The sequence below is a fragment of the Hydrogenovibrio marinus genome (assembly GCF_013340845.1).
GTDB classification, from domain to species: Bacteria; Pseudomonadota; Gammaproteobacteria; order Thiomicrospirales; family Thiomicrospiraceae; genus Hydrogenovibrio; species Hydrogenovibrio marinus.
The window spans coordinates 319,076-330,641 of the sequence record NZ_AP020335.1; the positions used below are offsets into that span (position 1 = coordinate 319,076).

Consider the following 11,566-nt stretch of genomic DNA (forward strand, 5'->3'; position numbering starts at 1 on the left):
AGATAAAGGCCGTATTGTACCAGTTTCGACTGTGGCGAGAAACGCTTAGTCTGTGTCAGCTTTATGAAATTTTGTGTGACCTTTTGTTGTCGAGGAAGGTTACTGCAGAAGGTATTGAAAATCTGCCAGGTTGGGGTCAAGGCTTCTGGGCAAGAGAGGTGCCTATGCGTCGGGCTGTCCAGTAGTGTCGCCGCCAAAAGTCATTGTCCAGACTGGATATGGTGACGCCTTCGCTACTGGAAGCATGCATAAAGTGGTGGTTGCCCAAATAAATGCCATTGTGGTGTCCGCTATTGAAAACGCCGAGTCCAATGTTGAAAAACACCACGTCACCCGGTTGCAGTTTTGACATGGGCACGTAGTGCCCGGCCGTCACTTGTTGTTTGGTGGTTCTGGGCAAGATTAAGCCGAACTGTTGTTTGAAAGTGGTTTGGACAAAAGCCGAGCAATCAATGCCTTTCTTGGTTTCCCCGCCATAACGGTAGGGTGTTTGCTTCCATTGGGAGTATTCACGCAGCAGCTTTTTCTTTACTGCTTGGGTATTGGCAAAGTTGGTTTTGAGTTTCGGATAGCTTTGGGTGTGGTGAATCGGGTAACCGACTTGTTTGGGCGGTGTGCTGGCACAGCCGGCGAGCCAGAGCGACTGTAAGGCTGCCAGCGCAAGGAGGGCGCTAAGTTTTCCGAAGTGCGGTAAACGTGCCAGCATGGTTTAAATCATCGTATTTTCCATTTAGGCTTTCCACTTGATGGAGCAACCCATTGATGGAATTTGCTCTAGCGGGCCTTGCCCGGTTTGTGCGACTTGCATCATCGCTTTAAGCAGGTCTCGTCGTACCCCTTCAGGAGAAGTTTCTTTACGGGATTCGTCCAGACGACCTCGGTATTGCAGTTTCAACTCGGCGTTATAGCCAAAGAAGTCTGGCGTGCAAACAGCCCCATAAGCTTTGGCAACCCCTTGTGTTTCGTCAAGGACGTACGGAAAAGGGAACTGCCACTGTTCTGCAATGGCTTTCATGTTTTCAAAAGAGTCTTCTGCATATTCGTTCGGGTCATTGCTCATGATAGCAATGCTGTTAATGCCGTATTCATCACGCAAAATACGCGTGTCTTCCACCAATCGTTTTTGAATGGCTTTCACATAAGGGCAGTGGTTGCAGATAAACATTACCAACAGTCCGTTTTCACCTTTTGCTTTTTCTAGCGTCCAAGTCTGACCATCTGTTCCTGGTAGGCTGAAATCAATAGCGGGTTGGTTGAAATCGCAAACTGGGGTCGTCAAACTGACCATTGGTTTCTCCTGTGTTAATCGTTTATTATTCGGGTTCTTTTTTCGGGCTGCCTTCCGGTGGGTAGGCTAAGGTGTCTTTGATTGCTGCTTTTTCTTCATCCGAGAAGTTCGGGAAGGGCAGTTTTTCCTGCTCGATCAATGCTTGTATTTTCGCTTCGGCTTCTTTTTGAACGGCTTCTGGAATCGGTTCTGCCCTGGTAATGACGATGCGTTGTTCCGGTGTGGCAAGGCGAATATTGAGTTTGTGCAGTATGTCGAGAATGTGGAAGTTTAAGTCTTCCGCAATTGCTTTGAATTCCGGCAAAGACTTGGTGTTGACGTATGCGTTCACTACAATCAGGAAGGCATCGCGTTCGATTTCTTCAAATCTTGCTCTGGCGGCGATATCCAATGTTTTTGGATGAGAGATAATTAGTTCTCTCAGCGCAATCAGCAACAGACGAAGTTGTTCTGATGTGGTGTCAAGGCGAACGCGTAGTTCTCTTTTGTAAAGCCTGCGGTCAATCTCAGCGAAGTTCTCCAGTTCTTTCGAGGCGAAAACTGAGTTGGGCACGTGCACAATGGAGCGATTGAGTTTGCGGATGCGGGTAGAACGCAAGCCGATTTCCTCAACGGTGCCGGTGATGTCGCCAAACTGACAGAAATCTCCCGGTTTAATAGGGCGGGCGATATAGAGCGTAAAGGCACCGAAAACGTTTTCCAGTGTTTTTTGTGCCGCCAAGGCAATGGCTAAAGACCCAATTCCCAACCCGGTTAATACGGTGGTTAAGCTGTAGCCTGCATCACTTAGCCAGCTTAGAATCAAGACGATGACGACTAAGACTTTTACCGTTGTGGAGAGAGGGCGAATCAGAGCGCGTGAGAATTTTTCATTCAGCTTGTTGGTCAAGCGTTGGGCAATTAATTCGATGATGCCCAGTATCAGGAACATGATGGCTAGGTAGTCTAATATGCCGGATGCAAATATGACCTTTGCCTGAAGCGATAGCCCGAGTTTGCTGACGCCATACTGTATCGCCCACATGGTCATGGCATAGCGCAGGCCGCCCGTTAAGAAGTGGTGGAAGGCTGTTTTTTCAGGGTAAAGTCTCAACCAGATAAAACCAAGCAGATTGGTGAGTAGTTTAATCAGGTACCAACTGACAATAACAATGACAACGACACTGACAAACTGCCAATTTTCCATATGGAAAATTTTGAATTCAGGCAGGTAACTGGAAACGGATGTTGCCCAGTCGGGATAGCCGAACTCTGCCCACAAAGCAGGAATCTGCACTAAGGTTTGGTTGGATATTTTCCAAATGTAGCCAACCGTAGGGTCAGTGATTTTCTGTAAATAGACGGGGACTTTTCCTTGAGAACTGTTGATGTAGCCCATCAGGTCTCGGTAAGAGGGTAGTCCGTCATTTTGAGCGCCATCTGGCGAATTGCTGATAGCGGTTAAATCCAGCAAATTTTGCTGTTGCCAGATGATGATAAGACGTCTTAAAAGCTCTTTTGCACCGACGTTCTTAACTTTGGGAGGCAGATAGCGCATATCGAGGTATTTGGATGCCTCATCGTACTTGCCTTGTTTGACGAGGTCGGTCATGGTTAAGAGCGTCGATAAGGGAGTGCTGCCTGGGCGGATTTTTTGTTTTCCGCTATCGGTTTTGTTCAATAATGCTTGAGAGCGTTGTTGGGTCTCAACGGCTTCTTTGATAGTGGTTTCGGAGTCGGAAAAAGCTTGCTGTGAAATACTTAAGAAAATGACAGCGACAAAAAATTTTAAAAGAAGAAAAAGACGCTGTTTCTGCATAAGTTTTAAGCCTGGCTAAAAGTTTAGAATGACACGTATTCTTAGCCAAAATATACCTTAAATCTTATTCCTCAGTCTAGTTTTTAGGCGGGAAAGTTCAGCGTTGGCTGGTTGGGATTTTCTTTAGGGTGTGGCGAGAGCAAAAAAAAAAACCGCTGAAATGACAGGAACAGCGGCTAATGTTAATGATAGTGATGCTGGGGAACCAGCGTCTTGTTGATGTGCAAAAAAGCAAATACTTCAAACACAGGATTGAAGCGGTTTTTTTGCAGTCAACAAATGCCTGTTCATCAAACATCATGGCTTAAAGTAAAGGTTGAGGCCTTATTATTGTTATAACGATAAGCCTTTTGATGGTTAAAGAACAAACGTTCGTTTCTATTCTTGCGTTTAAGGCGGAAAATTGCAAGGGTAAACAAAATTTAAATTTTTTTTAAGGCATAAAGTGGGTCTATGACAAGACGCTATTTACTTCCATTGAAGTGCAACAAAGCGAAGAGGTTTGAGAAAAACTGGATCTTTCTTAAAGAGCGTCAACGAAAGTCATTCAGGGGAAAGTTTCGAGTAAAATAATGTCAGTGTTTAAATTAAAGGTAATTGTGAATGAGTGCTTATGATCGCATATTGGCGTGTGCTACAGATCTTTTCTCAGAAGAGGGCTACGAAGCGGTCTCAATGAGAGAAATTGCGCGATCAGCAGGGTTACATACCGTTTCTTCGCTATATAACCACTTCAAAGATAAACAAAGTCTTTATGAAGCGACGCTAAAATCGGTTTGTGATCATCACAACTCTGAGGTTTGTTCGGTGCTTTCAGGGGACGAAAGACCTGAAGACAAGCTTAAGAAGATGATTGCCTTAAATGTGAAAAGAATGTCTGAGAACATGACTTTTCGCCGATTAATTTTGAGGGAATTGGTGCAGAATGACCCTGACAAGTTAAAGTTCCTGGCGGAAAAAGCTTTATCGGAAAGTTGTCGACAATTGGAAGCGGTGTTGGCGGATATTAACCCGAATGCAGATCATCATTATGTGATCACATCTTTGCTGGGATTAATTCTTTTTCATTTACAGGTGGATGGCATGAGGGATTACTTGCCGGCGGTGGAGCAAAAACATCATCAGATAGATTATTTGTCGGAAAAGATTTTTGCAACGACCATGGCTAACTTGGCGATCTAGTGCAAATCAATAGACATCAGTTTTCGAGAGACATAAAAAAACCGGCAAATGCCGGTTTTTTTGTTGGTGCTCAAGCGATTAAGCTTTTGCAGCAGTGTAAAGTTCAGAAACTTTATCCCAGTTAACAACATCCCACCAAGCTTGCATGTAAGCTGGGCGAAGGTTTTGATAACGTAGGTAATAAGCGTGTTCCCAAACGTCAAGACCTAGGATTGGCGTCCCTTTTACTTCAGCAACGTCCATTAGCGGGTTGTCTTGGTTAGGCGTTGAAGAAATTTCCAACTTACCGTCAGCAGAGACTGTCAACCATGCCCAACCTGAACCGAAGCGCGTTGCACCAGCTGTGTTGAACTTTTCTTTCATAGCGTCTAAGCCGCCGAAAGTTGTATTGATGTCATCAGCCAACGCGCCTTTTGGCGTGCCCATGCTGTCACCAGTCATGATGTTCCAGAAGAAAGAGTGGTTCCAGTGACCACCACCGTTGTTACGTACAGCTGGAGAGATAGAGCCAGCGTTCGCACAAAGTTCTTCAAGAGACTTGTCTTCGTTTTCTGTACCAGCAATCGCGTTATTTAGATTGGTGATATAGGTGTTGTGGTGTTTTGTATGGTGAATTTCCATGGTGCGAGCATCGATGGAAACTTCAAGAGCATCATAATCATAAGGTAGATCTGGAAGCGTAAAAGCCATGTGTCTGTCCTTTTTTGTTTGGTTTGTTTATCTTGCCTAAAGTTTTTAGACAAAGGTGAATGACTAATTGGTTATTTTAGCGAGTTAATCTCGATTGTAAATATCGTCAGGACAAATAACCGAGTAAAACCCTTGGTTATTTGTCCGAATGGATAAGTGGCTGCGTTAGTTGAGCTTTAAAAGATGTTGTCCAAGTGTTCAGGAGGTGGTGCGATATCCGATAGCTTTTCGACTTCATTAGGTGGCATTTGCATGTAGTAGCCTTTGGTAGCGATATGCTCAAGCACTTCTTTTGCGTCCGCGCGAGGTAACTTTCGGTCGACAGTAAGCTCAAAGTCGACGACGTGCTCGGGCTCACCAAACATCACAAAAAACTCTTGTGGCAAATCATCCAGCCCTTTTTCTTTTAGCACGTAAAGATAAAGTTCCTGTTTCTTAGGACTTTTGTAAGCGGAGACGGTTTGTGTCATGAACATTCCTTAGCAATTGGTGGTCGAGCTTAGTTTCTACGCAAGCTTCTATGAAAACAAAGGCGGTATTTTAACGGTCTTGCGCCAAAAAGTGAATGTTGTGGACGTTTTTGAGCGAATAATTTCTTGACCTTAACCTTTGATTTTTTTATGCTTATTCGCCGCTTTTTGCCCGCTGCAGTGAAAAAGAATACAAAAATAAGCTGTTTTCGGTTGGGTGTTTGTAGAGATTTTCTATAAAAAGTGAAGGTCAGTTTTAAGAGCAAAGGAAATAACATGTTTGGGAAAAGGGTCGTAGTATTAGGTGGCGCGGGATTCGTAGGGCGTTCGGTTGTCAATGAGCTGTCGAAGCAAGGCTATGAAGTCCGCGTCGGCGTGCGTCGCCCTGAACGTTTCCGTGATTACGCGTTGTTCCCGAACACGAAGTTGTTTGCCATCAAAGATTACCAAGACGAAGCTTTATTGAAAGGCATATTCGAGAACTGCGATACCGTAGTGAACCTTTTGGCGGATTTGACCGCGGGTGTCGAAGCGCTTCCAAGTAAGGACTTAGTGGTAGCCAATCAAAAAGTGAAGAAAGCGATTGAGCTGTCTCAGGCAAAAAGAGTGGTTTCTTTGTCTCAAATTGGTGCTGATGCTACCCGCGCGGAAAATACGCGTTTGCAGCAGTTGGGCGAGTCAGATGCGATTATGTTGGCGATTGCCAATACCCAAAACACCATTTTGCGTTCCAGTCTGTTGCTAGGGGAAGGGGATATGGTGACAACGCTTTTCCGTAAGCAATTGACTCTGACCAACATTTTGCCAGTGATTAACGCTTCTTCAATGGTGCAGCCATTGGCTGTGGATGAGTTTGCAAAAGCGTTGGTAGCGTCATTAAACGACAGTGCTACTTATGGTCAAAAAGTAGAAATCGCGGGTGAAGAGCGTCTGTCAGTGCGCCAGCTGGCAGAATTGGTTGCAGAGTTGATGGGGAAAGAATCTGCATTGGTCTTCCCAATGTGCAAGCTGAATGCGAAGTTTATGTTGAAGCTCGGTATGTTGGCACCTGTTAAATCGGTGAGCTCGGTATCTTTGGAAATGCTGGCAATTGACTTGGTGACGGATAATGATTTCTCAAGCCGGTTCGGATTTGTTCCTCGTAGCCTAGAGCAAGTATTGTCAGCATACTTGTTGCCGACAAAAGTTCGTGATCGTTATCATTTCTTCCGTAAGGAAGCTGGGCGAAATACAGATGACTTGGTTTAAGTCGATAAGCTTCTAAAGCAAGAAAAAGCGCCATTGGCGCTTTTTTTATGTCTACTTCTTTAGGGTTCATTCATAAAACGACATCGGGTTTTCGTTGAGGCTTTTCTAAAACTTGGTATATGATAACGACAGGTGAGTCGTGTTTGACGCGAACACTTTTTCATTAAAGTAATAGATGAAGGTCTCAGCCAAAGGAGCATTAAAATGGGATGTAATGTAGGTGGACTTGATAGAAAATTACGGATTCTTGTCGGTATTATCATACTGTTGATTGGTATGGGTATGAGCAGCTGGTGGGCGCTTATTGGCTTGATTCCATTGATTACCGGAATTATGGGATGGTGTCCGGCGTATCTATTGTTTGGCGCAAGCACCTGTAAAACGGAAGACAAGTCATAGGCTTGGCATTCGCAAAATTATTTGCCTGAGATTAAGTTGCCAGGCAAAAAATAAAAACCTAGTCCATGACTAGGTTTTTTTGTCTTTATAATTTAATAAGATAACAATGCTTTGCGACATAAAGGGTAACGAATGCAAATTTACTTGGTAGGCGGTGCGGTTCGAGATGAATTGCTTGGATTGAAACCTCATGAGCACGATTGGGTTGTGGTTGGTGCGTCGCCTCAAGAACTTCTTGATAAAGGGTTTCAACAGGTTGGAAAAGATTTTCCCGTCTTTTTGCATCCCAGTACCAAGGAGGAATATGCACTGGCTCGAACTGAGCGCAAAGCGGGGAAGGGATATCACGGCTTTGAAGTTTTTGCCGACCCTTCGGTTACTTTAGAAGATGATTTGATTCGTCGGGATTTGACGATCAATGCCATTGCCAAATCAGATGAAGGTGAGGTGATTGATCCTTATGGTGGTGTCAAAGATCTAAAAGGCAGAGTACTGCGCCATGTTTCGGATGCGTTTGTAGAAGACCCTTTGCGAGTGCTGCGAGTTGCACGTTTCGCTGCTAAGCTTGCGCCCTTTGGTTTTACATTGGCAGAAGAAACTCGTGTCTTGATGCAGGAGATGGTGCGCTCCGGTGAGTTGTCTGATTTGACCCCAGAGCGCGTGTGGCAAGAGGTGACCAAGGCGCTTAACACCTCTAAGCCGAGTATTTTCTTTGAGGTGTTGGATGAGGTCGGTGCTGTAGCGGTTTTGTTCCCCGGGCTTTATCAGCTGCATAATGTCACGCAACCGGCTCAATATCACCCTGAAGGGGATGTATGGATTCATACCATGATGGTGTTGGATGTGGCGGCGGAGTTGTCGGATAGTTTGAATGTCCGCTTTGCAGCTCTAGTTCATGATTTGGGCAAAGGCATTACCCCTAAAGAACTTTGGCCGAAACACCATGGACATGAAAAAGCCGGGTTGCCTTTGGTGAAGGCGATGTCGGAGCGTTATCGCTTGCCAAAGCAAACATTGAGCTTTGCCTTGAAGGTTACGGAGTATCATGGCATTGCCCACAAGGTGCTGGATTCGGAAGGCAAACCGCATTTAAAACCGCAGACTTGTTTGAAGCTGTTGAACTTAACCAAAGCCTTCAAACAAACTGATGAGTTGGCGGAGTTGTTGACGGCTTGTGAAGCGGATGCGAGAGGGCGTTTAGGGTTTGAAAACAGGCCTTATCCACAAAAAGCATTTTGGTTGGCGTTGGCTAAAGCGGGTAGCCAAGTCGACAATCAAGCCATTTTGGCGACCGGTGTTCAGGGTGCTGAAATTGCAGAAGCCATTGAGCGGAAAAGAATTGAACTGATTGAAGCCTATATGGCTGATTATGCAGCAAAAGTAGACAGTGCTACAAACGCGTGAAAATCTGCCAGGTTGGGGGGAATAACATTGGATAAACAGATCAAAGAATATAGGCTGGTAAGGATTGCAACTTATGCGTCGGTGTCTGTTGCTGTGTTTTTGCTAGTGATCAAGGCGTTGGCTTGGGTTGAAACTGGGTCGGTAGGGATTTTGGCGTCGCTGTTGGATTCGGCGGTCGATATCGTTGCCTCACTGATGATTTTGTTTGCCGTGCGTTTGGCGCAAGAGCCGGCGGATCACGAGCACCGATTTGGTCATGGCAAGGCGGAGCCGCTGGCGGCGCTGGCGCAAAGTGTATTTATTGCCGGTTCAGCACTTTATTTGGTGATTCATGCTTTGCAACGCTTGATTGATCCGGTTGAAGTGCAGGATCCTCAATTCGGTGCATGGGCAATGCTACTGTCGTTGTTGATGACGACTTTGCTGGTGATGTTCCAAAAGTACGTGGTTCGCAAAACCAACTCCACAGCGATTGAAGCGGATGCATTGCATTACTTTTCAGACTGGATAGCCAACCTGGCAGTTTTATTGGGGCTATTGTTGTCTGTTTATGGTTGGATTGATTCCACCTTAGGGTTGTTAATTGGTGCTTGGATTGGATGGCAGGCGATTGTGCTGGCAAAACAGTCTGGAAACCAGTTGTTGGATCATGAGCTGCCGGAAGAAATTCGCAATCAAATACGTGATATCGTGCTGGCGCATGAAGATGTGGAAGGGTTTAACGATTTAAGAACTTACCGATCAGGGCCGACGATTTTTATCCAATTGGATTTGGAGTTGGATGATCACTTGAGTTTGGTGGATGCCCATCATATTACTGAAGAAGTTACTCGGTCGTTAGTTGAGGCCTTTGAGAATGCCGATGTGTTGATTCACCAAGAGCCTGTTAGTATTCGTGACGATCCGGAACATCACCAGTGGGAAATGGAAAACCGAGAAGACTTTGTTTCAGAATTGGATAGTCAAGCAGAGTCGCAAACTGAAGAGCAATCAGGCGCTAAGGCCTGATTGCCGGTTTGCATTAAAGGGTTTTCGAGAAGCTGAATGCGCCGCGAATATCACCTTTGTTAAAGCCGACGGCTTTGTCATGAGGGTAAAGTTCATTTAGTTTCTGTTTGACTGCTGGCGCAATGTGCGTGCCGTGGCAGGTCAAGCAAACTGCACCTGTTGGAATCGGCTTCATATAACGATAGGTCGGTTTGCCATCCACTTTGATGACTTCACTGTATTCCATTTGTTTGACAGGAATCCCTGCCATTTTTTGCGCTTCAAAATCCTTTAGAACCGCCACTTCCCACTTGTCTGGTGTCGCTGATGCACCACGAGGTTTCAAACTGACACGATTGACATGCCACCCACTTGACTTGGAAAGGTTTGCGGCAATTTCCGGTGCTTTGGTGTTGCAGAAAGACAAGGCATGAACCGGACCACCATTTTTCATGGCGTGCATGAGTTCAGGTTTGAGCTTTCCAAGAAATTCTTTTGCAAGCCCTCGGCTCTGTTGGTCAAGTTTTTGCGTGTCGGTTTGAGCATAGGCAACAAAAGGGATTGCCAAGCTGAGAGAGATAAGCGTTGCACTGACGAAGGTTTGTGTTTTCATGCTGACTCCTTATGTTTCAGGACTGAAGAACGGTTTATCTATAAATTAATTAATTGATAGTCAGCATAATTTAAGTCTATTTTTTCAATCCTTGAAACACTATGGAAACACGGGGAATTCAGTCAAACCAAAGTTTGAATTCTGGGTTTTCGATGATTAATCGTTATAATGCAGCATAGCTAAAAGTAGGTTTTAGCGGTTTTGTTAATGTGGTTCGATGAAGAAGGAAGTCGCTGTGGGATTGCCGAAAATTAAAAATTCAAGTTTGAAGAACGGGATTATAGCGATTCTGATTCTGGTATTTGTGTTTCTGATTGTCGGTTACATGGTCAGTACTAAGCCCAAACCACCTACTGTCGAAATCAAGCAAAAAGTCTGGCCGATTGAAGCCAGAACCATTTCGTTGGGTGATGTTGTTCCGGTTCAATCATTATTTGGAACCGTTGAATCTAACGCATTGGTAACGGCCTCTTCTCCAGTTGCAGGTGTTGTAGAGCAGGCATTGGTGAAAGATGGTGACGAAGTGAAAAAAGGTCAAACCCTCGTCGCCTTGTCAGATGCGGATATTGAGTTGCCTTACCAAATCGCCAAAGCCGATGTTGAAGACACTCAAGCCCAGCTACAGTTGCAGGCGCTTGCCTATAAGTCGAATCAGGCAAAGTTGGATAACGAGAAAAAAGTCTTGTCGATTCGCGAAGCCGATGTGCAGCGTAATCAAGAATTGATTAAAAAGAATCTAGCTTCCCAGTCCACATTAGATATCACCAAAGAAGCGTTGTTGAAACAAAAGCTTTCGGTGGTCAATGCAAATTTATCGGTAGAAGAAAACAAGCTGAAAGTCACTCAACTAAAAGCACGGTTGGAGAAAGCAAAGGCTAACTTAAAGCAGGCGGAGATCAATCGTAGTCGCGGTGTGGTGATTGCACCTTATGATGCGCGCGTTGCCAAGTTGTCCGTATCTGCAGGCGATAGAGTTGGTGTCGGTGCGGCATTGGTCAGTTATTACGCGCTGAATAGTTTGGAGCTGAAAGCCAGAATTCCTGTATCCGAAGTGAAGAAGATTTATCACGCCATGCAACAGGGTAATCAATACTATGCCGAGTATGTCGCTTATGGTGGGCGCTATAAATTGCCTTTGAAACGTTTGGCTGGCGAAGCGTCAACCAGTGGTTTGGATGCTTATTTCGCACTGCCGGACAACCTTGTTAGTGTAAGACCAGGGGATTTGTTGCAAGTCAATCTTCAGCGCGAAGCGATTCCAAATGGGTTTGCCGCGCCTTATTCTGCGCTTTATGGTTCGAACCGAATTTATATCGTCAAAAATGGCATGTTGGAGCGTAGAACGGTCGAGGTATTGGGTGAAACCAAGGTCAATCAGCAAACTTGGGTATTGCTGAAAGGTGATGTTGCAAACGGCGACCAACTTGCGACGACGCATTTGCCAAATGCGATTACCGGACTCAACGTGTCGGTGATGGGGCAGTAAC

Annotated in this window: 12 protein-coding genes; 6 read left to right on the plus strand and 6 right to left on the minus strand. The window is 45.2% G+C overall.

Features of this window, described 5'->3' with window-relative positions; translation table 11 throughout:
- Nucleotides 1-136: 136 nt before the first annotated feature.
- Genes HVMH_RS01395 through HVMH_RS01405 form a run of 3 tightly spaced genes read right to left on the minus strand, consistent with a single transcriptional unit; the run spans nt 137 to nt 3,086 of the window.
- On the minus strand, nt 137-706 hold the full coding sequence (locus tag HVMH_RS01395; protein ID WP_029910728.1) for an NlpC/P60 family protein: 570 nt from the start codon (nt 704-706) through the stop codon (nt 137-139).
- 24 nt (nt 707-730) lie between these two features.
- Nucleotides 731-1,288: a thioredoxin family protein gene (locus tag HVMH_RS01400; RefSeq protein WP_029910725.1), complete on the minus strand. Its 558-nt coding sequence runs from the start codon at nt 1,286-1,288 to the stop codon at nt 731-733.
- Between the two features lie 25 nt (nt 1,289-1,313).
- A complete protein-coding gene (locus HVMH_RS01405) occupies nt 1,314-3,086 on the minus strand; it encodes a mechanosensitive ion channel family protein (RefSeq protein ID WP_029910722.1) in 1,773 nt (590 codons plus the stop codon).
- A 603-nt stretch (nt 3,087-3,689) separates the two neighbouring features.
- On the opposite strand from HVMH_RS01405, the gene HVMH_RS01410 reads away from it, so the two are divergent.
- Nucleotides 3,690-4,268, plus strand: a complete 579-nt coding sequence (locus tag HVMH_RS01410) for a TetR/AcrR family transcriptional regulator (RefSeq protein WP_029910711.1) — start codon at nt 3,690-3,692, stop codon at nt 4,266-4,268.
- A 78-nt stretch (nt 4,269-4,346) separates the two neighbouring features.
- On the opposite strand, the gene HVMH_RS01415 is transcribed toward HVMH_RS01410, so the two are convergent.
- Together HVMH_RS01415 and HVMH_RS01420 are read right to left on the minus strand one after the other, a co-directional pair.
- The gene (locus HVMH_RS01415; protein WP_029910708.1) at nt 4,347-4,958 is read right to left on the minus strand and encodes a superoxide dismutase; all 612 of its coding nucleotides are present in this window, start codon (nt 4,956-4,958) and stop codon (nt 4,347-4,349) included.
- A 176-nt stretch (nt 4,959-5,134) separates the two neighbouring features.
- Nucleotides 5,135-5,428 carry a YcgL domain-containing protein gene (locus tag HVMH_RS01420; protein ID WP_029910705.1) on the minus strand — a complete coding sequence of 98 codons (294 nt, stop codon included), beginning with the start codon at nt 5,426-5,428 and terminating at the stop codon, nt 5,135-5,137.
- Between the two features lie 276 nt (nt 5,429-5,704).
- On the opposite strand from HVMH_RS01420, the gene HVMH_RS01425 reads away from it, so the two are divergent.
- The 4 genes from HVMH_RS01425 (at nt 5,705) to HVMH_RS01440 (ending at nt 9,487) form a co-directional block, all read left to right on the plus strand.
- Complete coding sequence (locus tag HVMH_RS01425) at nt 5,705-6,676, plus strand: NAD(P)H-binding protein (protein ID WP_029910702.1); 972 nt, start codon at nt 5,705-5,707, stop codon at nt 6,674-6,676.
- 204 nt (nt 6,677-6,880) lie between these two features.
- Nucleotides 6,881-7,075: a YgaP family membrane protein gene (locus tag HVMH_RS01430; RefSeq protein WP_029910699.1), complete on the plus strand. Its 195-nt coding sequence runs from the start codon at nt 6,881-6,883 to the stop codon at nt 7,073-7,075.
- 132 nt (nt 7,076-7,207) lie between these two features.
- Entirely contained in the window at nt 7,208-8,479 is a 1,272-nt protein-coding gene (locus HVMH_RS01435) for a multifunctional CCA addition/repair protein (protein ID WP_029910693.1), read from the plus strand.
- Between the two features lie 27 nt (nt 8,480-8,506).
- Complete coding sequence (locus tag HVMH_RS01440; RefSeq protein WP_232087785.1) at nt 8,507-9,487, plus strand: cation diffusion facilitator family transporter; 981 nt, start codon at nt 8,507-8,509, stop codon at nt 9,485-9,487.
- A 13-nt stretch (nt 9,488-9,500) separates the two neighbouring features.
- Here HVMH_RS01440 and HVMH_RS01445 read toward each other — a convergent pair whose 3' ends face one another.
- Nucleotides 9,501-10,079, minus strand: coding sequence for a Tll0287-like domain-containing protein (locus tag HVMH_RS01445; protein ID WP_029910687.1), 579 nt, complete (start codon nt 10,077-10,079; stop codon nt 9,501-9,503).
- A gap of 217 nt (nt 10,080-10,296) precedes the next feature.
- Between HVMH_RS01445 and HVMH_RS01450 the strand changes: the two genes are divergently transcribed.
- Complete coding sequence (locus tag HVMH_RS01450; RefSeq protein WP_232087786.1) at nt 10,297-11,565, plus strand: efflux RND transporter periplasmic adaptor subunit; 1,269 nt, start codon at nt 10,297-10,299, stop codon at nt 11,563-11,565.
- The last annotated feature ends 1 nt before the right edge of the window (nt 11,566 follow it).

What these genes read in the sequence shown, in the direction of transcription:
- HVMH_RS01395 (WP_029910728.1), bottom strand. Translation starts at nt 706, where the DNA reads ATGCTGGCACGTTTACCGCACTTCGGAAAACTTAGCGCCCTCCTTGCG.
- HVMH_RS01400 (WP_029910725.1), bottom strand. Translation starts at nt 1,288, where the DNA reads ATGGTCAGTTTGACGACCCCAGTTTGCGATTTCAACCAACCCGCTATT.
- HVMH_RS01405 (WP_029910722.1), bottom strand. Translation starts at nt 3,086, where the DNA reads ATGCAGAAACAGCGTCTTTTTCTTCTTTTAAAATTTTTTGTCGCTGTC.
- HVMH_RS01410 (WP_029910711.1), top strand. Translation starts at nt 3,690, where the DNA reads ATGAGTGCTTATGATCGCATATTGGCGTGTGCTACAGATCTTTTCTCA.
- HVMH_RS01415 (WP_029910708.1), bottom strand. Translation starts at nt 4,958, where the DNA reads ATGGCTTTTACGCTTCCAGATCTACCTTATGATTATGATGCTCTTGAA.
- HVMH_RS01420 (WP_029910705.1), bottom strand. Translation starts at nt 5,428, where the DNA reads ATGACACAAACCGTCTCCGCTTACAAAAGTCCTAAGAAACAGGAACTT.
- HVMH_RS01425 (WP_029910702.1), top strand. Translation starts at nt 5,705, where the DNA reads ATGTTTGGGAAAAGGGTCGTAGTATTAGGTGGCGCGGGATTCGTAGGG.
- HVMH_RS01430 (WP_029910699.1), top strand. Translation starts at nt 6,881, where the DNA reads ATGGGATGTAATGTAGGTGGACTTGATAGAAAATTACGGATTCTTGTC.
- HVMH_RS01435 (WP_029910693.1), top strand. Translation starts at nt 7,208, where the DNA reads ATGCAAATTTACTTGGTAGGCGGTGCGGTTCGAGATGAATTGCTTGGA.
- HVMH_RS01445 (WP_029910687.1), bottom strand. Translation starts at nt 10,079, where the DNA reads ATGAAAACACAAACCTTCGTCAGTGCAACGCTTATCTCTCTCAGCTTG.
- HVMH_RS01450 (WP_232087786.1), top strand. Translation starts at nt 10,297, where the DNA reads ATGAAGAAGGAAGTCGCTGTGGGATTGCCGAAAATTAAAAATTCAAGT.